Origin of the sequence: Exiguobacterium sp. 8H, from assembly GCF_902506255.1 — a bacterium.
Taxonomy (GTDB): Bacteria; Bacillota; Bacilli; order Exiguobacteriales; family Exiguobacteriaceae; genus Exiguobacterium; species Exiguobacterium profundum.
Genome location: NZ_LR733429.1, coordinates 2380832 through 2400243, shown reverse-complemented (window position 1 = coordinate 2400243; position 19412 = coordinate 2380832). Strand labels below are relative to the sequence as shown.

Annotated in this window: 20 protein-coding genes and 1 pseudogene; 13 read left to right on the top strand and 8 right to left on the bottom strand. The window is 48.5% G+C overall.

Annotated elements, in window-relative coordinates:
• Positions 1-59: 59 nt before the first annotated feature.
• From GVY43_RS12415 to GVY43_RS12390, 6 genes are all read left to right on the top strand, one after another.
• Positions 60-1613, top strand: coding sequence for an ABC-F family ATP-binding cassette domain-containing protein (locus GVY43_RS12415; RefSeq protein ID WP_015880457.1), 1554 nt, complete (start codon positions 60-62; stop codon positions 1611-1613).
• A 20-nt stretch (positions 1614-1633) separates the two neighbouring features.
• Positions 1634-2758: a DUF418 domain-containing protein gene (locus GVY43_RS12410; RefSeq protein WP_159563326.1), complete on the top strand. Its 1125-nt coding sequence runs from the start codon at positions 1634-1636 to the stop codon at positions 2756-2758.
• 102 nt (positions 2759-2860) lie between these two features.
• The gene (locus tag GVY43_RS12405) at positions 2861-3871 is read left to right on the top strand and encodes an ATP-binding cassette domain-containing protein (RefSeq protein ID WP_159563325.1); all 1011 of its coding nucleotides are present in this window, start codon (positions 2861-2863) and stop codon (positions 3869-3871) included.
• Positions 3868-4662 (top strand): ABC-2 family transporter protein, encoded by a 795-nt coding sequence (locus tag GVY43_RS12400; protein ID WP_159563324.1) that lies wholly within the window; start codon positions 3868-3870, stop codon positions 4660-4662. Before GVY43_RS12405 ends, GVY43_RS12400 begins: the two co-directional genes overlap by 4 nt.
• A complete protein-coding gene (locus GVY43_RS12395) occupies positions 4659-5450 on the top strand; it encodes an ABC transporter permease (protein ID WP_159563323.1) in 792 nt (263 codons plus the stop codon). The genes GVY43_RS12400 and GVY43_RS12395 overlap by 4 nt, the downstream gene beginning before the upstream one ends.
• Positions 5451-5468: 18 nt before the next feature.
• The gene (locus tag GVY43_RS12390) at positions 5469-5900 is read left to right on the top strand and encodes an N-acetyltransferase (protein WP_159563322.1); all 432 of its coding nucleotides are present in this window, start codon (positions 5469-5471) and stop codon (positions 5898-5900) included.
• A 54-nt stretch (positions 5901-5954) separates the two neighbouring features.
• On the opposite strand, the gene GVY43_RS12385 is transcribed toward GVY43_RS12390, so the two are convergent.
• The 5 genes from GVY43_RS12385 to GVY43_RS12370 form a co-directional block, all read right to left on the bottom strand.
• On the bottom strand, positions 5955-6884 hold the full coding sequence (locus GVY43_RS12385; protein ID WP_159563321.1) for a manganese-dependent inorganic pyrophosphatase: 930 nt from the start codon (positions 6882-6884) through the stop codon (positions 5955-5957).
• A gap of 95 nt (positions 6885-6979) precedes the next feature.
• Complete coding sequence (locus GVY43_RS16095; RefSeq protein WP_015880450.1) at positions 6980-7114, bottom strand: hypothetical protein; 135 nt, start codon at positions 7112-7114, stop codon at positions 6980-6982.
• Positions 7115-7211: 97 nt separating this feature from the next.
• Entirely contained in the window at positions 7212-7493 is a 282-nt protein-coding gene (locus GVY43_RS12380; protein ID WP_159563320.1) for a HesB/YadR/YfhF family protein, read from the bottom strand.
• A 67-nt stretch (positions 7494-7560) separates the two neighbouring features.
• Positions 7561-8520 (bottom strand): LacI family DNA-binding transcriptional regulator, encoded by a 960-nt coding sequence (locus GVY43_RS12375; RefSeq protein WP_159563319.1) that lies wholly within the window; start codon positions 8518-8520, stop codon positions 7561-7563.
• A 10-nt stretch (positions 8521-8530) separates the two neighbouring features.
• On the bottom strand, positions 8531-8764 hold the full coding sequence (locus tag GVY43_RS12370) for a hypothetical protein (protein WP_026824564.1): 234 nt from the start codon (positions 8762-8764) through the stop codon (positions 8531-8533).
• Positions 8765-9009: 245 nt separating this feature from the next.
• Here GVY43_RS12370 and GVY43_RS12365 point away from each other — a divergent pair, with 245 nt between their 5' ends.
• From GVY43_RS12365 to GVY43_RS12350, 4 genes are all read left to right on the top strand, one after another.
• Complete coding sequence (locus GVY43_RS12365) at positions 9010-10293, top strand: NCS2 family permease (protein WP_159563675.1); 1284 nt, start codon at positions 9010-9012, stop codon at positions 10291-10293.
• A gap of 228 nt (positions 10294-10521) precedes the next feature.
• Positions 10522-11259, top strand: a complete 738-nt coding sequence (locus GVY43_RS12360) for a (Fe-S)-binding protein (RefSeq protein WP_074034994.1) — start codon at positions 10522-10524, stop codon at positions 11257-11259.
• A 2-nt stretch (positions 11260-11261) separates the two neighbouring features.
• Positions 11262-12662, top strand: coding sequence for a LutB/LldF family L-lactate oxidation iron-sulfur protein (locus GVY43_RS12355; protein ID WP_305775286.1), 1401 nt, complete (start codon positions 11262-11264; stop codon positions 12660-12662).
• Entirely contained in the window at positions 12662-13354 is a 693-nt protein-coding gene (locus tag GVY43_RS12350) for a lactate utilization protein C (protein ID WP_159563317.1), read from the top strand. The genes GVY43_RS12355 and GVY43_RS12350 overlap by 1 nt, the downstream gene beginning before the upstream one ends.
• 36 nt (positions 13355-13390) lie before the next feature.
• Here GVY43_RS12350 and GVY43_RS12345 read toward each other — a convergent pair whose 3' ends face one another.
• Entirely contained in the window at positions 13391-14422 is a 1032-nt protein-coding gene (locus GVY43_RS12345) for a DUF4097 family beta strand repeat-containing protein (RefSeq protein ID WP_159563316.1), read from the bottom strand.
• Positions 14419-14739, bottom strand: a complete 321-nt coding sequence (locus GVY43_RS12340; RefSeq protein WP_159563315.1) for a PadR family transcriptional regulator — start codon at positions 14737-14739, stop codon at positions 14419-14421. The genes GVY43_RS12345 and GVY43_RS12340 overlap by 4 nt, the downstream gene beginning before the upstream one ends.
• Positions 14740-14928: 189 nt before the next feature.
• Here GVY43_RS12340 and GVY43_RS12335 point away from each other — a divergent pair.
• Together GVY43_RS12335 and GVY43_RS16140 are read left to right on the top strand one after the other, a co-directional pair.
• Positions 14929-16380, top strand: a pseudogene (locus tag GVY43_RS12335) (histidine kinase dimerization/phospho-acceptor domain-containing protein); the annotation flags it as partial.
• Positions 16381-16884 (top strand): sensor histidine kinase, encoded by a 504-nt coding sequence (locus tag GVY43_RS16140; RefSeq protein ID WP_371730238.1) that lies wholly within the window; start codon positions 16381-16383, stop codon positions 16882-16884. It abuts the pseudogene before it with no gap.
• A gap of 33 nt (positions 16885-16917) precedes the next feature.
• On the opposite strand, the gene GVY43_RS12330 is transcribed toward GVY43_RS16140, so the two are convergent.
• Positions 16918-17715, bottom strand: a complete 798-nt coding sequence (locus GVY43_RS12330; protein WP_159563313.1) for a glucose 1-dehydrogenase — start codon at positions 17713-17715, stop codon at positions 16918-16920.
• A gap of 189 nt (positions 17716-17904) precedes the next feature.
• On the opposite strand from GVY43_RS12330, the gene GVY43_RS12325 reads away from it, so the two are divergent.
• Entirely contained in the window at positions 17905-19227 is a 1323-nt protein-coding gene (locus tag GVY43_RS12325) for a hemolysin family protein (RefSeq protein WP_236548961.1), read from the top strand.
• Positions 19228-19412 lie beyond the last annotated feature (185 nt).

The following is a 19412-nucleotide window of genomic DNA, read 5'->3' as shown; positions in this document are numbered from 1 at the left end:
TTGATCCAATTCATGCTACAATATCGGGTAGTTTACTTTGAAAGGAACGAAAACGAATTATGAGTATATTAACGGTACAAAACTTGAGCCACGGCTTTGGTGACCGCGCTATTTTGAACGATGTCTCTTTCCGCCTCTTAAAAGGGGAGCATATCGGTCTCGTTGGAGCGAACGGTGAAGGAAAATCGACGTTCATGAACATCATCACGCGCAAGCTGCAACCGGATGAAGGGAAAATCGAATGGGCGAAAAACGTCCGTGTCGGTTACCTCGATCAACACGCGGTACTTGAGCGCGGGATGACGATTCGGGACGTCTTGAAAGGTGCCTTCCAATACCTGATTGACATGGAGACGCGCATCGGCGAACTCTACATGGAGATGGGCGACGCGACACCGGAACAGATGGAAGACATGCTCGCAGAGGTCGGTGAGCTTCAAGAAACGCTCGACTCGAACGACTTTTATATCATCGACGCGAAAGTAGAAGAAGTCGCACGCGGTCTCGGTATTTTAGACGTTGGTCTCGACCGTGACGTCACGGACTTGTCAGGTGGACAGCGTACGAAAGTATTGCTCGCAAAATTACTTTTAGAGAAGCCAGATATCTTGCTCCTCGATGAGCCGACCAACTATTTGGATGAAGTGCATATCGAGTGGTTGAAACGCTATCTTCAAAACTATGACAATGCCTTCATCTTGATCTCCCACGATATCCCGTTCTTAAATAGTGTCATCAACTTGGTCTACCATATGGAAAACCAAGAGTTGAACCGCTATGTCGGGGACTATGACAAGTTCATGGAAGTGTACGAGATGAAGCGTTCGCAACTTGAAGCCGCCTACAAGCGTCAACAGGCCGAGATCGCGGATTTGAAAGACTTCGTTGCCCGAAACAAAGCGCGTGTGTCGACACGAAACATGGCGATGTCACGTCAGAAGAAACTCGATAAGATGGATGTCATCGAATTGAGTGCGGAACGTCCGAAACCAGAATTCCGCTTCTTGCAGGCACGTACATCGGGGCGCCTCATCTTTGATGCGAAAGGTCTCGTCATCGGATACGATGAGCCACTCTCACGTCCGCTCGACCTTCAGATGGAGCGCGGTCAAAAGATTGCCCTCGTCGGAGCGAACGGAATCGGGAAGACGACGCTCTTGAAGAGCTTACTCGGCTTGATCAACCCGCTTGAAGGAACAGTCGAACGTGGTGAGTTCCTCGAAATGGGTTACTTCGAACAGGAAGCCGCATCAAGCAACAACACGTGTATCGAAGAGATTTGGAGCGAATTCCCGTCACTCAACCAACAACAGGTGCGCGCGATGCTCGCGAAATGCGGTCTCATGACGAAGCACATTGAAAGTAAAATCTCTGTCCTCAGTGGTGGAGAAAAGGCGAAAGTACGTCTTTGCAAACTCTTAAACAACGAAACAAACTTACTCTTACTCGATGAGCCGACGAACCACTTAGACGTCGACGCGAAGGAAGAGTTGAAGCGTGCATTGAAAGAGTACAAAGGCAGCGTCCTCCTCATCAGTCACGAACCAGAATTCTATGAAGATATCGTCACAGACGTTTGGAACTGTGAATCGTGGACGACGAAAGTATTCTAATTCAGTAAAGGACGTGTCGTATGGCTGGCCCAATTCAAACGAATGAACGGATTATTTTGTATGACATTATCCGAGGGTTTGCCCTCTGCGGCATTTTCCTCGTCAATATTCCTACCATGCTCGGGAGCGACTGGATGTCCGGTCGTCCCGACTATGCGGGAAGCGACTTGTTCGTCCGCACCCTCTTCGACTTGTTCGTGCAGACGAAGTTTTATACGATTTTCTCCCTCTTATTTGGGATCGGCTTTTCGATTTTCCTCGAGCGTTCCTACGCCCGAGGTGAATCGGTCAGTCGTTACATACGCCGTATTGCGATTCTTTTCTTATTCGGTCTCGCGCATTTGGCGATTTGGTCGGGTGACATCTTACATACGTATGCGATGTGGGGCTTATTGCTCCCTCTCTTTTATGGGTTGAGTAACCGCGCGATATTGACATGGGCGTGGAGTTTATTGATTGGGAGCTTTTTACTGTTCTATGTGTCATCCATGTACTTAGAATTGTCGCTCGGATTTAGGTTTAATGGAGATCCTTTCCCGGCCGTCTTCAATTCTGGATTCGGCCCATGGTTCGACTATCGCCTAGACGAAGAGATTTTTGCCATGTTCCAAAACTCATTTTTTGTCGGGGTTGAAATTCTAAGTCTGTTCTTGTTCGGCCTTTATATCGGACGGGAACGGAAACTCCTCACTTGGAGCATCCAAGGACTGACGCAGACAGCTATCATCTGTACGGTAACCGCCCTACCGTTCTTCGCAGTCATTATTTGGCATCACTACGGTAACGGTGCCGAGTATTCGGCGACGAACTCTGCGGCCGTTCTCGTCTCCGGAAAACTACTCGCCACGACATATGTCTGTCTGTTCACGGTCGCCGTTCGAAAAGGTCGCACGTTCGCCCCGCTCCAAGCGCTCGGGCGGATGGCACTCACAAACTATTTGACGCATACGCTGATCGTCGTCATTCCGGTGATTGCTCTTGGCGCATACGGAAGTCTTTCCTTAACCGAAGGCCTATTCCTCAGCATCGCCATTTTGATTGTGCAATCGTCCTTCTCGATGTGGTGGCTGAAGAGTCACCGTTATGGACCGTTTGAGAAACTATGGCGTCTCGGAACATACGGAAGACAAACAAAATCATCCTAAGATCGGACTTCATTGTCCGGTCTTTTTTTGTACAGGTAGGAAATCCCATATTCACATGCTATTCTGATGAAGGAAAACGCTTGCACGATTAAGGAGGAACGTATGTCACAGTCAGCTATCGAGGTCCGCGACCTTGTGAAACACTATCAAATTTTAGAACGAGATGCCGGATTAAAAGGCGCCATCAAAGCTTTGTTTTCAAGAAAGTATCGCACCAAAGAAGCCGTGAAAGGAATTGACTTGTCTATCGCTCCAGGCGAACGCGTTGGATATATCGGCTTTAACGGTGCCGGAAAATCGACAACCATCAAAATGCTCGCCGGTGTCCTTCGTCCCGATACCGGTTCCGTCCGCATCTTTGGAATCGATCCGCATGAGGACCGGATTCAAAATGCTCGACAAATCGGGGCAGTCTTCGGCCAACGGACCCAATTGTTTTGGGATATTCCCGTCCGTGAGTCGTTCGACCTGCTTCGAGAAATCTATGAAGTGCCGCGCGCAGAGTTCGAGGAGACCGTCGCTTGGTTCATTGCACGTCTCCAACTTGAACCGCTTCTCGATGTGCCAGTCCGCCAATTATCACTAGGACAAAAAATGCGTTGTGAGCTCGCAGCCGCCTTCTTACACCGACCTCGTGTCGTGTATTTGGATGAGCCGACGATTGGTCTCGATATTGACATCAAAGAGACGATTCGGGCGTTTATTCGCGAAATCAGCGATGCCTGGGGGACAACAGTCATTTTGACGACGCACGACATGCAGGATATCGAGGAAGTCTGTGACCGGGTAATCGTTCTAGACGAGGGACGCATCATTTATGACGATCGTATCGAAACGCTCAAACAGACGTTCAACAATGAACGCACCCTTGAAATCACACTCGACGACGAGACATCATTCACCGTCCCGCCGTCGGTGACAGGATTCGTCACGGAACTCACCTCTGATCGAGAAACAGATACGATTCAATTAGCATTCAACCATCATGAGATTTCAAGTGGACAACTGATCCGTGAAATCGTGAACTGCAATCAAGTGAAAGATTTATCCGTTGTCGTGCCAAAAATGGAGACATTGATTCGAAATCTGTATCAGCCAGAGGTGAGTGCATGAGGCTTAAAAAATATGTAGCGCTCGCCTCCTCGCAAATCAAAGTCGATATGGCTTACACAGCCTGGTACTGGGCGAGTATGTTCTCGGTGACGATGCGACTGTTCATCTTATATTTCTTTTGGCAGGCCGTCTATGAGAATAAGACTGACGTGTCAGGTATCTCGCTCTCGATGATGTTGACGTATGCGGTCCTCGCAACGATGCTCGATCAATTCCGGGGAGGGGCCGGACGCGAACTCGCGCATCTCATTAAACATGGCGGAGTCGCCGTCGAACTGCTTCGACCGTATCATTTACTGGATAAGTTACTCGCGCAAGATATCGGGACAAAAACGTCGACCTTTTTTCGGTCGACGCTACCACTTCTCGTTATCGCCATGCTGTTTATCGGGGTTGACCCACCGACCTCACTTGAGAGTGCGTTCGCCTTCTCGATCAGCGTCGTACTCGCAATCCTTCTTGCGACACTGATCGATTTACTCGTCGGTGTGCTTTCCTTTTATACGGTGAACGTATGGGGACTTTCTGTCTTACAGGAGGCGGTCATTACGATTATGTCCGGGGCAATCATTCCGCTGACACTTTTTCCTGACTGGTTCCAGACGATCAGCTTATATTTACCGTTCGCTTCTCTTGTCTATGTACCTGTCGCCATATATACAGGTGACATCCAAGCATCTGGTATATGGCCGTCGATTCTGATTCAACTCGCATGGGTCGTGGCATTCTTTCTATTTGTACGACTCTTATTCGCATATGCGGTTCGGAAAGTGACGGTGTTTGGTGGATGAAACGATACGCGAAACTATATTGGCTCTATGCCAAAAATCATTTCAAAGTAATGATGGAATATCGAATGGATTTCTTGATTGGCGTCTTGTCAGTCTTCGGTCAACAATTTGCCGCCCTCTTCTTTTTATCCATCGTCTTTCGACATATCGAGTCGCTGAACGGATGGGGATTTTATGAGATTTTGTTCATTTACGGAATCGCGTTTTTAGGCCGGGCTGTTCATCATATCTTTTTTGATAACCTTTGGACGATTGGTTGGCAATATATTCGCACGGGGAACTTGGACCGCATTCTGATGCGTCCCGTAAACCCGTTGTTCCAAATCGTCGCCGAACGGGTTCAACAAGATGGGTTTGGTCAACTCTTGATTGGTGGGAGTGTGCTCTGGCTCGCCTCGAATGAGCTAGGAATGACATGGAGTATGATGGATATTCTAGTCCTACTCGTCATGGTTCTCGCGAGCGGAATGATTTATATCGCGGTGAACCTATTCTTTGCGACATTCTCGTTTTGGATGATTGATAGTCTACCGGTCGTATTCGCTGTCTTCAGCTTGAGTGATTTTGCACGCTATCCGATGACCATCTATTCGAAAGTCATCATGTTCGTCTTAACGTATATCATTCCATTTGGCTTCACGGCATTTTATCCGGCGATGTATTTCTTTGAAGGACGTGGGTTCACCATGTTTGCATTGGCGACCCCGCTCGTCGCTATGCTCTCACTCGTCATCGCCTATCGGTTTTGGTTGTATGGACTGCGTGCATTCGCAAGTACAGGATCTTAATGAAGGAAGGGTGAGTAGATGAAGATCGTTCAACAGTGGGATCAGGAAAACAACGACTATATTCGACAGCGCCTGATTGAATATAACGCATCGCAATTACCCGATGAGGTGAAGCACCCCGTCGAGCATGTGAGTTTGATCGTTCGAGATGACTTCAATCAGATTGTCGGGGGCGTTACCGGAACGGTGTTTTGGTACACGATGCACATTCATTTCTTATGGGTGGATGAACAGCTTCGAGGAAAAGGATATGGCACGCAATTGATGACGCGTATCGAACAATTGGCTATCGAGCATCGATGCCGTCTCATTCAACTCGATACGTTCAGTTTTCAGGCACCTGATTTTTATACCAAGCTCGGGTATGAAATTTTTGGAGTGATTGAGCACCATCCGACAGCCAATCATCAGCAATACTATTTGAAAAAGACTCTTCTCAATCAAAATTAAAACTGCAGACGTATTAACGTCTGCAGTCCCGCTCGAGGCCACGGCTTCGAGTTTTTATTTTGTTGCCGCTTCAGTTAAGAATGGCACGATTTGCTTCTTACGCGAGACGACGCCAGGAAGTGTCGCCAATCCGTTTTGAAGCGTCACGTTGAACGCTTGTTCGAAGAGTTCTGGTTTTGGTCCGACAACGACGGCTTCCGAATCGTTCGTCAAAATGTTCGTGATGGCGAATACGAACAAGTCCAAGTTTTCCGCTGCAACCGTTTTGGCGATTGCGGCTTCAACTTCCGCTTTCCGGTTCAAGACATCGTTCGCATCGACCGTGTTCACTTGTGCGATTTCGACACGATAGTCGCCCATCGCGAATTCTTTCGCATCGAGTGAGATGAGCTCTTCAATCGTTTTTTGGCTAAGGTCCGCACCGGCTTTGAGCATCTCAAGTCCGTATACTTCCGCATCGACGCCAGCGATCTCCGCAAGTTCTTTCGCTGCTTTGATATCTTCATCTGTGCATGTCGGTGATTTGAAGAGAAGCGAATCCGAGATGATGGCTGACAGCATCAAGCCGGCCATATCCGCAGCAATTTCGACACCATGCTCTTTATACAACTTCAACAAAATCGTTGCCGTACACCCGACTGGCTCCGCACGATAGTAGAGCGGGTCTGCCGTTTGGAAGTTTGCGATACGGTGGTGGTCGATGACTTCAAGGATTCGCACATCTTCAATTCCATCCGCACTTTGCTGGAACTCGTTATGGTCGACCAAGATGACTTCTTCCGCCTCACCTTTCACACTTTCAATCAAGCGTGGTGCTTTCACACGGAAGTGATTGAGCGCATATTGTGTTTCACCGTTCACTTCACCGAGACGAACCGCCTCTGCGTCCATCCCTAATTTCTTTTTCAACTCGGCATAGGCGAGCGCTGACGTGATTGTGTCGGTATCTGGATTTTTATGTCCAAAGACTAGTACTGTACTCATGTCTCATTCTCCTCACTAAATAGTTTTCCCTTATCCATTATAACGCCCACGGCATTTCTTTCAATTCCCAAACAAAAAGAGCCGTGTCTCGGCTCTTATGCTTGTTCATCTTCATCTGTCTCTTCGAGGTCGGAATGATCTCCTTTTGAATCTTCTTCATGGGAGATGTCCGGCTGATCTCGCTTCAACTTTTCTTTTTCTTCTTGTTCACGCTTTTCTTTGTCTGACATATGGTGTCATCCTTTCGAAAATCCGACTTGTCGTAATATGTTCCCCTAGCTCGATTTCGTCAAACGACATTTCATCAAACGTAAACAAACTGAAACGTCAGGCCTGCACGAAGACGATTTCTTCTCCGCGGAGCTCGACCTTCACGTCTTGTCCTTGGAATAACCATTCGTCTTGTTCTGCCACAACGAAGCGAATCCCATCTGCCTCTGTCTCAACAGCAGCATTGTTCACATCTTCTGTGATGACCCCGACAGAAAAACCGTGCGTCAAGTCTGTCGAACCCCCATATTTTGCAAACAAACGAACCGTTTGACCTGCTTCAACTTCCATCTCTTGTTTGAACCATTGGAGCGCTTCTTCTGTTACTTGAATCTTCATAACATCTCCTCCTCTCGACTACTCCTTTCATTCTAAACGTTTCAAAAGAGTCGAGCGAGGAAGTTGCCTAAAGTGTTGTGCCAACTTGATAGCTCACCGTCATGCCATGCGTTTCCGGTTGAGCACCGTTCATTTCAGCGAGCGTCGTTTCAAATAAGCGTCGCCCGATTTCTTCATTCGGTGAGAGCATCGTCGACAGTCCGAATGCATGACCGATCGGATGTCCGTCAAAGCCTAGCATGGCGACTTCCTGAGGAATCTTGATGTCTCGCCGTTGCATCTCTCCTAAAAATCCGAGGGCGACATAATCAGACGAGAAAAAGAGCGCTCGAGGACGCTCTTTTTGAGAGAGGAACGCTTCAGCTAACCGAATGCCGTCCTCACTCGTCAAATAGCCGGTCCAAATCCATTGCTGACGCGCATGCTCTACTTCATCGAAATAGGCTTGCTGACGCGCAAGGGAGCTCGGACTATGGCTTCTTGACAAGATGATTCCAATCTCTTCATATCCATGTTCCTTCAAGACATGAATACCTGATACGAACGACGCGTAATGATCGACATGGATGGACGAAATCGTCTCCGGTGCACCGACGGTCGCCACAGCGATTGGCCCGTACGCGCGGTATGCCTCCATTTCCTTAAAGGACATCTCGTGAGACAAGACAATCGCCCCATCGACTTCACGATGCTTCAATAAATTGAGTGCTTGTCGTTCCTCGCTCAATTTATACTCCGTCTGCCACATGACGAGCCGGTAATCGTGCTCGAGCGCCGCCTTGGCGAGTCCATTGACGAAGAGACCGTAATACGGGTGATCCATATAAGGTAGGATCACGACAATTCGTTGCGTCTTCCCTGTCGACAACGTTAACGCCTGTTGATTCCGCAAATACCCGAGCTCTTTCATCGCTTCATGAACACGGGTCCGTTTTTCTTTCGATACGTACGGATGCTCGTTCAGGACGCGTGAGACCGTCGTCACCGAAACGTCAGCGTGCTTTGCGATATCTCGAATGTTTGCCATTCATCTCACCTCAACTTGTCAGTCTTTGCATATAGTGTACCCACTCTGCTTGCTGACTGTCACCTCTTTCGACGACTTGGCAACGGATTGCCTGAACGAGACGGAAGCGCTCTTCTAACGGCAAGTGAAGAAACTCTTCACGGAAACGGGTACACAACATTTTCCCAAACGGTGTATACAACTGATTGATGACGAGCTCGTATACGATTCCACTGCACCATGTCTTCCACGTTGTCGGTTTCATATCGGTTCCCCTCCCTTTGTCTATACCGTATCTTCTGAAACGCGTTTCAGAGCAAGCTTCTTTTAAAAAAAAGTTTATTTCCGAACATTTTTTACTATTGTTCCTCATTTTTCATGTTTTTCACGTAAAACAATTGACGTGAATCAAACATTTTTGTATAGTCATCAAGTTGATAACGTTAATTTAATCATTTTTTTTAATTAATGTTCGGAAATAGACCGAAATAAGGAGTTTTATCGATGAATATCTTTCAATTAGAACAACATGGAACGAATGTTAAACAAGAAGTGACTGCTGGAATCACAACGTTCGTGACGATGGCGTACATCTCTGTCGTCAACCCGGCGATTCTATCTGATGCTGGGATTCCATTCGCACAAGCTTTCACGGCGACAATCATTGCCATCCTCATCGGGACTGGCTTGATGGCGTTTTATGCGAACTTACCAATCGCCGTGGCGCCAGGAATGGGGCTCAACGCATTTTTTGCTTACACGCTCGTCGCCCAAGAACAGATTGCGCCGTCTGCCGCGCTCGGTGTTGTCTTCGTCTCGTCCGTCTTCTTCTTGATTTTGTCGCTCTCTCCAATTCGGACGAAGTTGATTCAAGCGATTCCAACTTCGTTGAAGCATGCCATCACGACCGGGATCGGTCTTTTCATCGCTTCACTCGGATTAAAATTATCAGGCTTAATTGTTGCTGATGAAGCGAACTTGGTACGTCTCGGTGACGTGTCTTCTCCAGAAGTACTACTTGTACTCGGTGGTTTGATCGTCTCGGCACTCCTCTTTTCACGAAACGTACCCGGCTCTTTACTCATCGGGATGGTACTCACGGGGATTGCAGCATACTTCATGGATATCTTAAAAATCGATGGTGTCACGGCGATGCCAACACTTCCGGAAGGACTCATGGTCAACCCCGTGACGGCATTTAGTGATGTCATTCAATACGGTTTGTTCGGTGCTGTCCTCTCGTTCTTCCTCGTCACTCTTTTTGATACGACAGGTACGCTTGTCGGTGTCGGAAAACAGGCAGGTCTCTTAAAAGAAGATGGAACAATTGAGAATGGTCACCGTGCACTCTTTGCCGATTCACTTGCCACAATGGGTGGATCACTCGTCGGAACGAGCCCGTCTACGGCATACATCGAGTCTGCTGCCGGTGTCGCGCAAGGTGGACGTACAGGTCTCACGACGGCCGTCGTCGCTGGTTTATTCGGATTGACACTCTTCTTCAGCCCACTTATCGGTGCCATTTCTGGCGTAGCGGCAATCACAGCTCCCGCCTTGATTATCGTCGGTGCACTCATGTTGACGAATGTCCGGTACATCGACTGGAGCGACTTTAGCGAATACTTCCCGGCTTTCATGACGATTTTGATCATGCCTTTGTCAGGAAGCATCGAACGCGGCATCGCCTTCGGGTTCATCTTGTACCCGATCTTCAAAGCGATGAACAAAGAGACGGTTCACCCGCTCATCTACTTGTTCGGCGCACTCTTCATCTTGGAAATGTTCTTCCTATAAGTTAGACAGAAGATCCTCGTCATGTGTCGAGGATCTTTTTCTGTTATACGTTCTCCTTAGCTGTTTTATATCAGAAAAGAGATGAATATCTGTTCAGTGAGATACGTTATCAATTAGACAGGATTTTACAAATAAATCAGTTTTTCTCCCCATTTTTCTGTCACTTTCCTACGCTTTATGAAATAATGACGTTGAAATCGCTATCATCAGAAGAAAGAAGGAATGGCTATGCCGAATGTAGCTTTATTCGTCACTTGTTTATCTGATACGTTGTTTCCATCCGTCGGACAAGCGACAGTCGAACTACTCGAACATTTAGGGTGCGAGGTGACGTTCCCCTTTGAGCAGACATGCTGTGGGCAGCCTGCTTACAACAGCGGCTATCATGAGGAGACGAAAAAGGTTGCCAAGCACATGATTGAAACGTTTGAACAAGCAGATGCAGAATATATCGTCGGACCATCGGGGTCGTGTGTCATGATGATGCGCGACTACCCTCATTTGTTCCAAGATGATCCAGTATGGGGTCCTCGCGCTGAAGCGCACGCCGCCAAAACGTTCGAACTGACGCAGTTCATCGTCGATGTGCTCGAAGTCACAGATGTCGGTGCCAAGTTTCCCGCCAAAGCGACCTATCATGCGTCTTGTCACATGACCCGCCTCCTCGGAATCGAAGCGGCTCCCGGAAAGTTGCTCGGAAACGTCGATGGACTGACGATGGTCCCCCTCGCGAACGTACATAACTGTTGCGGGTTCGGTGGGACGTTCTCCGTCAAGATGCCAGACGTGTCGGTGCAGATGGTAGATGAAAAAGTCGATTCGATCTTACAGTCAGGCGCAGAGGTGTTGATCGGAGCGGATGCGTCATGTCTGATGAACATCGGCGGACGTCTTCATAAACAAGGACATCCGATTAAAGTGATGCATATTGCTGAAGTCTTAAACGAAGGAGTGAAGCAAGCATGAGCATGGGGATTCGCTTAGATGAGAAGTTTCAAGATCGACGAAAAGATGGAATCGAAGATGCGTTCATGCGGCAGGCCGTCAGTTCGGCTCAAAACCGTCTACGGGATGGTCGGTTGAATGCTGCAGGTGAACTCGGGGACTGGGAAGCGTTTCGCGACCATTCGGAAGAAATTCGTCAACATGTGCTGGAACATCTGGATTATTACTTATATCAATTGAGCGAGAATGTCTCAAAACGTGGTGGAAGCGTCTTTTTCGCGGAGACACCGGAAGAAGCGAACCGCTACATCCGGGAAGTCGTTCGGTCGAAACAAGCCAAACATGTCGTGAAATCAAAATCGATGGTCACAGAAGAAATTGGGTTGAACAAGTCACTTCAAGAAGAAGGGTGTACTGTCGTCGAATCCGATCTCGGTGAATGGATTTTGCAACTCGACGAAGACCCACCGTCTCACATTGTCGCCCCGGCTCTGCATAAAGACCGCGACGCTGTGCATGAGACGTTCACTGCCCACGGCTACAGCGGGTCGAACGATCCGACTGAACTTGGACGCTATGCACGACAAGAACTACGGAAAGACTTTTTGAAGGCAGAAGTCGGCATCACCGGCTGTAATTTTGCCATCGCAGAGAGTGGAGCCGTCGGGCTTGTGACCAATGAAGGAAACGGACGCATGGTGACGTCACTTCCTGACACGGTCATCTCTGTCATGGGCATGGAACGCGTCGTCCCGTCTTATGAAGAGTTCGAGGTACTCGTCAATATGCTTTGTCGAAGCGCAGTCGGTCAGCGACTCACGTCATACATCACGACGTTCGCCGGGACGCGCGCAGTCGGTGAAGTCGATGGACCAGAAGAGTTCCACCTTGTCATCGTCGACAACAAGCGTTCTGGTATTCTCGGGACACAGTTCCAATCGGTCTTGCAATGCATCCGCTGCGCGGCCTGTATCAACGTCTGTCCCGTCTATCGCCATATCGGTGGTCATGCGTACGGGTCGATCTATCCAGGTCCAATTGGTGCCGTCTTGGCTCCGCTCCTTGATGGATACGAGAACTATAAAGAACTCCCCTATGCGTCGAGTCTCTGTGGCGCCTGTACAGAGGCGTGCCCTGTAAAGATTCCGCTGCACGAGCTGTTGATTGAACATCGACGCGTCATCGTAGAGGAGAAAAAGCAATCACCTTTCGTAGAGCGGATTGCGATGAAAGGATTTGCCGTCACGGCCTCGAGTCCTTTCTTATTCGAAGCAGCAGAACATGTCGCACCTTTTGCGACATCACCATTTGCCACATCGGGTCAGATTGAGAAAGGGCTACCGGCTTGGACAGACTCGAAAGACTTGCCACAACCGAACAAACAGACTGTCCGAGATTGGTTCAAGAAACGGGGGAATGCCTGATGAATCCTGGTACAATCACAAACCGTGAGGACTTTCTACAACGAATCGCCAAGCAACTCGGTCGTGAGGTCCAGCTCACGCCGCCAAAGCGGGAATATACACATCGCCCGCAAGATGCGGTGTTGAAAGGCGCGAGCGAAGAAGAACTACTTGAAACGTTTCGCATGGTCGCGACCCGAATCCATACCGATTTGGTGGAATGTGAATCTGCGAATCTTGATGATACGCTCCGCCTCTTGATTGAACGCTATGATGGAACAAAGATTCTTGCGGAGAACGATGCACGAATTTCCACTTGGGCACCTACAACAAGTGAGACGTTTGCCTGGTGGGATTCGTCACAACCGGAATCGAGTCGAGAGCTGGCCATTCGAGCGGACATCGGAATCACGATTGCGGATGCGGCATTTGCGGAAAGTGCGACAATCGTCCAATATGCGAAGCCTGGTAGATCACGGACGATCAGTCTGTTACCGCAAGACCATATCGCAATCATCCCGAAATCTGTCCTCGTTCCACGTATGACGCAAACGGCACAACAACTCGCCTCACTTGATCGAGATGGTCTCCATTCCCCGAACGGTGTTAATTTCATCTCTGGTCCGTCGAACTCGGCCGACATCGAGATGAACCTCATCGTCGGCGTACATGGACCCGTTCGAGTCGCCTATGTGTTGGTGCATGATTTATAAACATAGCCCCTCCATCGATCGATGGAGGGGCTATGTTTACCCTGATACGGTGATGCTCCCGTTCGAGCTTGTTAATTTCACTTCAATCGACCCGTCTCCAAATACGCACTCTTTCGACCCCTCCCCGAACACATCGACTTTCCCGTTTCGCGACTTCGCTCGAATGGTCACATCTTCTGGACGTTCATCGACATGCAAATCAATTTTCCCATTGCTCGACTTTAACCGAATCGGTTCATGAATCGCTTGTACGGAACAGTCTATCCGTCCATTAGAGGTTTTTGCATCGACCGTTCCCGAGACGTGATCGACATCGATTCGACCGTTCGAGGAATGGATATTGATCCGCTCGAGCTGAGAATGTTTCGCTTCGACACGACCGTTCGAAGAATGAAGCTCCCAATCGTGACCGTGACAACTCGATGCGAGCACCTTTCCGTTCGACGTGCGCAGAACACCATGACGTGCTTGAATGTGATGCGCGACGATTCGACCGTTCTCACTCTCCACGTGTAACCGTTCCGTGTGAAGGTCTTGTACATCACTCGAACCATGACGATTCTTCAACTGAATCTGATGATAGGCGTGATGTGGCAATTCAACCCGAAGTACAGGTGCCTTTGACCCAAACCATGAAAACAGGTCCGAAAGACCAAAACGACGTTCGGATTCAATCCGTATCTCTAGGGTGTCCCCCACGATATCCATCACGACCCCATGATCGGTCTCCGTTTCAAGCGTCGCATAAGCGTACCCATCTCGTGATGGGGTGACGAACACCTGCGCATTCTGTACTTGAATAAGAACGCTTTGGAAGGCTACCGCCGAGCTTTTGACAACCGCAGCTGGTCGTGTCGAGATCGATTCTTCAACGTCGACAGAGGCGAGTAATTCTGATGCGAGTACGCTCGGTTCCCCTAACTCACGTGCCATTTCTTCGTCACTTCTTCCTTCTAATCGACCGCTTGTGAAATATTCAGACACATCCCTTAATATATCGAGCCGATCTTTCACCTTCACGTCCATCAATAGCTGTTCGAGCTCTGACAAGTACTGTTCTTCATTCATCTGTCGTCTCCCCCTCGGATTAAGTCATTAACACCGTTCGTGAATACATCCCATTCCGTTCGCAGTTCAACTAAGTGTGTTCGCCCTTGCTCCGTAATCTGATAGTACTTCCGTGGAGGGCCTTCTCCGGATTCGATTAAATATGTTGTGAAATAACCCTCTGTCGTCAGTCGACGCAACAACGGATAGACCGCACCTTCTGAAATCGCAACTTTAGCGGAGATCGCCTGAACGAGCTCATACCCATAGCGGTCTTGTTCCGCGACGAGTGCTAACACGCACAGGTTGAGCACACCTTTTTTGAATTGAGGATTCATCATCTCACCCCCTACTATACATTGAACAATAGCACATCATTCACTACTATTCAATGATTAATAGTGGTCATTGCCTTGATTTCTCAATTTGTGGCATATAAAGAAACGAATCTGTACAATGAAAGAACGACACTCGTAGGATATTAGTCACAGTCGGAATGTTCATCATTCTAGGAAGGAACGGTCTTTATGAAGTCATGGATTGACCAGCGGATCGGGAGACAATTTTTATTTGTCTTCTACTTATTCATCGGACTGATCCTCCTCACGTCGCTTGCCGTATATGTGTATACGGAAAACCAAATCGAACAGACGACGTCATCGCTCGAGAACATCAGTGAACGGCGCACGAATGCGACCGAATTGTTCGAGACATGGCAGTCGATGCAATATGAAATGCGCGGCTTTGTCCTCCTTGGAGACGACGCGATGTTAGAGCGTGTGCAAGATAAACAAGTCTTGATTGACGAACAGACCACTTGGTTCGAGCAGAATGCCGTAACCGAGAAAGAAAAAACGTACGCGAGCGATGCTCGTACGCTCTTTGACGCATATCAAGAACGTGTCATGCCGAGCCTCGAACGTTATGTAGCAGGAAAACGGGACGGTAGTGTAACCGAACCCTTCTTAAAGATGCCGACGCTCGGGAAAGTGAATCCACAACAAGAGCCACCGGCAGATCGTAAATTCAAAATCAATTCAAAAAGTGCCGCAGATATGAGTGCGAGCATCGTCGATATGGAGAGCGTCTTCACGGAATACCGGAACTCACTGAACGCAGAAGAGGATGCGCTCCGTGCTCAGCTTGCGACCCATACGAAGTGGGCACAGGCCTTTTGGCTCCTCTCTTTACTCGGTGTCCTCTTCATTCTCTTTATCGTCGCCCGTCCATATGTGAGACGCTTAACTGGTCAACTGCAAGAGTTGATTGAAAACAGCAAGCGCCTTGCCGGAGAGCGACAGCCGATGACACCGGCGGCCGCCCAATCTAAAAATGAAGTCGGGCAATTGACAACATCATTCCGGCAAATGGCTACATCTCTCACGGCACAACGCTATCGGATTGAAGAGGAGCGTGAGAAGACAGCGCGCCTCCTTCACTCGATTCGCGATGCCGTCATCTATGTCGAACACGCAACAAGTGAGAAAGTAGCAAACCAAGCGTTGTTCGTCTTATTCAATCAACCGATTACGCAGCGAAATGAAGTCGATTTATACCGTTTAGACGCTAGCCTTGAGGAGCTCGGACTGCAGGTCGACCAAAAGGATGCCTTTTCCGCGTTCATGGAACGGTCATTCGATGGACAGTGTAAAGAAGAGAGCGTCACGTTCTCGATGAATCAGGAAGAGCGCTTCATTCAAATGTATGCGGAGAAGATTTACTTGCGAGGAACACGCCATGGAACGATGCTCGTTTTCCGTGACGTGACGCACGAGACCGAAGTCGACCGTCTGAAAACCGAACTCGTTTCGACCGTCTCTCACGAACTCCGGACTCCGCTCACAAGTATCATTGGATTCACTGAACTTCTTCGTTTCCGAAAACTTTCATCTGAACGTTCCGAAAAATATTTAGGAATGATTCATCAAGAGACATTGCGTCTCGAGGACTTGATTTCAAACTTGCTTGATGTACAACGGATGGAGTCTGGACAACAGACGTATCATAACGAACCAGAGCGCCTATCCACCATTCTTGAACAAGCGATCTCGGTGCATCAAGGCTCGAGCCAACACCATCACATCACGTTCGATTGTACGGAAGACGTCTATGTATACGGAGACCGGACGCGACTCAATCAACTCTTCATGAACCTACTTCACAACGCTGTGAAGTATTCGCCTCGTGGTGGCGAAATCAATGTCCGTGTCGAATGTGAACGACCGAATTGGATTGACATTTCAATTGAAGATCACGGCATCGGGATTCCCCAAACCGCGCTACCAAAATTGTTTGACAAGTTTTATCGCGTCGACAATTCGGCAAGTCGAAAAATTGGGGGGACCGGTCTCGGTCTCGCGATCTGTAAAGAAATCGCCGAAGGTCACGGTGGGACGATTCACGCTACCTCAAACATCGGCAACGGCTCTATGTTCACTGTCACCCTTCCCAAGTTGGATATGACCAATCAAATGAGTAGCTAAACGAAAAGAGAGTGCATCATCGCACCCTCTTTTTTATTGCACTTTGTTCTCTGGACCGAATGACGGATAAAGCGAAAGCCCACCGTCTGCAAAGATGGTTGTCCCCGTCACATAGGACGACTCATCCGACGCGAGCCAAGCGGCAACAGCTGCGATTTGTTCCGGCTTCCCAATGACGTGGGATGGGATGAGCGCTTCTAACCCCTTCTTCTCTTCCGGGTCGCTCATCGTCTCCTCGTTGATTGGTGTATCGATTGCCCCAGGTGCGATCGCATTGACACGAATATGGTTTGGAGCATACTCAAGCGCGACGGATTTCGTGAACATTTTCACGCCACCCTTGCTGGCTGCGTAATGTGTATACCCCGGACGCGGGATGACTTCGTGAACAGAAGACATATTGATGATGTTCCCCTCGATTTCATTCTCAACGAAGTATTTTAAAGCAGCACGAACACCAAGGAACGTCCCGTTCAAGTTGACGTCGATAATCTGCTTCCAGTTATCAAACTCCATCTCATGTGTTTTTGCCTCGACTTGTACGCCGGCATTATTCACGAAAATATCCATCTTCCCAAACTCAGAGATGGCTTTTTCAATCATCTTCTCCGCGAGTCCTTCCTCCGCGACGTCTCCTTTCACGGCGACAGCCTTCCCGCCAGCTGCCTCGATTCCACGGATGACTTCTCCCATCTCTTTTTCACTGCTGCGGTAATTCAGGACAACGCTCATCCCTTCTTTTGCGTAACGCTCCCCGATGGCACGACCGAGCCCCTTCGAGCTGCCCGTGATGACCGCGACTTTGCCTTTTAACTCTGGATAGTTTGCCATGTCAATTCCTCCTTCATCTTCTCGGGTTTAGTTCCCGCATTCCCCTCTTCATCAAACATGATTGGCTGCATTTTGAATATTTGAAACAAATCAACTATACTGAAACAAACTATTCGTTTTCAGGAAACGCCTGAAAGACGTTTGATCTTATACTCAATGGAGGTGACTCCCCGATTTTTGGGGGAATTGTTGGACAGTCCCATGTTACTCAGCTTACTCGTCGTTGCACTTTTAATCTTTTTGACTGCCTTTTTTGTGGCAGCCGAATTTTCAATTGTGAAAGTGCGTGGCGCTCGACTCGACCAGCTCGTGCTCGAAGGAAATAAGAGAGCGGTCAGCGCGAAAAAAGTCATCGAGAATATCGACGACTCCCTTTCTGCCTCTCAGTTCGGAATCACGCTTTCTGCACTCGGCCTTGGATGGATTGGTGCCGATCAAATCGAAGCGTATATCCACACTCTGGTCGAACAATTGAACATATCGCCATCTCTCGTGACATTCTTGTCGTTTTTGATTGCCTTCTTATTGATTGCGTTCGTCCATGTCGTCATCGGTGAACTCGTGCCAAAGACACTTGCAGTTCATGAAGCGGAAAAACTGACGCTCCTCGTCGCACGTCCGCTCTACGTCTTCACAAAAATTTTCTATCCGTTTATTCGGGCCTTGAACAGTATGGCTCGAATCACACTTCGCTTATTCGGGGTACAGACGACAGCGCAAGAAACGGCACACTCGGAAGAAGAACTGAAAATCATCATGACGGAAAGTTTCCGTAGCGGTGAGATCAATGAAAACGAGTTGGCTTATGTACAAAATATCTTCTCCTTTGACGAACGGATCGCCAAAGATGCCATGGTCCCACGAATGAACATGGTGACAATCGATGAAGAAGATACGATTGAAGAAATCATTGCCGTTGTCGAAGAGCATCAGTATACACGCTATCCCGTCACACGAGATGGCGATCGCGATGACGTTCTCGGATTCGTGAATGCGAAACAGCTCTTCACTGCTCAACTTTCAAAAAATGATGCACCGTTCGAGTCGTTCATTCATCAATTGCCGCTCGTCACCGAGTTCACGCCACTTCAAGAAGCGATGGTGAAAATGCAAAACGCGCAGACGATGATGTGTCTCGTCATCGATGAGTACGGCGGGACGGCAGGACTGTTGACGATTGAAGACATTTTAGAAGAAATCGTCGGCGAGATTCGAGACGAGTTCGATCGAGACGAACAGGCTGAAATTACAGAAGTCGCTCCGAAACATTATCGCCTTTCGGGACTCGTTTTAACGCAAGAACTCGAAGAGCGGTTCGGCATCGAAATCGAAGATGACGTCGATACGGTCGGTGGATTCGTTTTATCACAAAAAGCGAATGCCCGAACAGGCGAGCGCTTCCTTTTACCTGGCAACCATGAACTGATTGTCAGTGAAGTCGATAACCACCGCATCGTCTTTGTCGACTTGATTCTCGCCTCTCACGAAGAGGAAGAACCATTATCTGAATGATGCTTTCTTTAAACCCTTCTCCGAAATATGGAGAAGGGTTTTTCACGTTTGCACCGAACTGTCGCTATATTTTCGCCTCTTCCCGTGATATACTGCACATATGTTGCTTATTTGAGTGTCACCCACTCAATGACACAACATCACCGAAACATGGCGAGATGTTCGGTTTAAACAGAAAGAAATAG

Excerpts from the sequence above, each read along its gene's own strand:
- GVY43_RS12385 (WP_159563321.1), bottom strand. The coding sequence starts at position 6,884 with ATGAGTACAGTACTAGTCTTTGGACATAAAAATCCAGATACCGACACA.
- GVY43_RS12410 (WP_159563326.1), top strand. The coding sequence starts at position 1,634 with ATGGCTGGCCCAATTCAAACGAATGAACGGATTATTTTGTATGACATT.
- GVY43_RS12395 (WP_159563323.1), top strand. The coding sequence starts at position 4,659 with ATGAAACGATACGCGAAACTATATTGGCTCTATGCCAAAAATCATTTC.
- GVY43_RS12330 (WP_159563313.1), bottom strand. The coding sequence starts at position 17,715 with ATGGCAAACTATCCAGAGTTAAAAGGCAAAGTCGCGGTCATCACGGGC.
- GVY43_RS16095 (WP_015880450.1), bottom strand. The coding sequence starts at position 7,114 with ATGTCAGACAAAGAAAAGCGTGAACAAGAAGAAAAAGAAAAGTTGAAG.
- GVY43_RS12405 (WP_159563325.1), top strand. The coding sequence starts at position 2,861 with ATGTCACAGTCAGCTATCGAGGTCCGCGACCTTGTGAAACACTATCAA.
- GVY43_RS12345 (WP_159563316.1), bottom strand. The coding sequence starts at position 14,422 with ATGAATGAAGAACAGTACTTGTCAGAGCTCGAACAGCTATTGATGGAC.
- GVY43_RS12370 (WP_026824564.1), bottom strand. The coding sequence starts at position 8,764 with ATGAAACCGACAACGTGGAAGACATGGTGCAGTGGAATCGTATACGAG.
- GVY43_RS12360 (WP_074034994.1), top strand. The coding sequence starts at position 10,522 with ATGCCGAATGTAGCTTTATTCGTCACTTGTTTATCTGATACGTTGTTT.
- GVY43_RS12355 (WP_305775286.1), top strand. The coding sequence starts at position 11,262 with ATGGGGATTCGCTTAGATGAGAAGTTTCAAGATCGACGAAAAGATGGA.
- GVY43_RS12415 (WP_015880457.1), top strand. The coding sequence starts at position 60 with ATGAGTATATTAACGGTACAAAACTTGAGCCACGGCTTTGGTGACCGC.
- GVY43_RS16140 (WP_371730238.1), top strand. The coding sequence starts at position 16,381 with ATGGAGTCTGGACAACAGACGTATCATAACGAACCAGAGCGCCTATCC.
- GVY43_RS12340 (WP_159563315.1), bottom strand. The coding sequence starts at position 14,739 with ATGAATCCTCAATTCAAAAAAGGTGTGCTCAACCTGTGCGTGTTAGCA.
- GVY43_RS12380 (WP_159563320.1), bottom strand. The coding sequence starts at position 7,493 with ATGAAGATTCAAGTAACAGAAGAAGCGCTCCAATGGTTCAAACAAGAG.
- GVY43_RS12350 (WP_159563317.1), top strand. The coding sequence starts at position 12,662 with ATGAATCCTGGTACAATCACAAACCGTGAGGACTTTCTACAACGAATC.
- GVY43_RS12390 (WP_159563322.1), top strand. The coding sequence starts at position 5,469 with ATGAAGATCGTTCAACAGTGGGATCAGGAAAACAACGACTATATTCGA.
- GVY43_RS12400 (WP_159563324.1), top strand. The coding sequence starts at position 3,868 with ATGAGGCTTAAAAAATATGTAGCGCTCGCCTCCTCGCAAATCAAAGTC.
- GVY43_RS12375 (WP_159563319.1), bottom strand. The coding sequence starts at position 8,520 with ATGGCAAACATTCGAGATATCGCAAAGCACGCTGACGTTTCGGTGACG.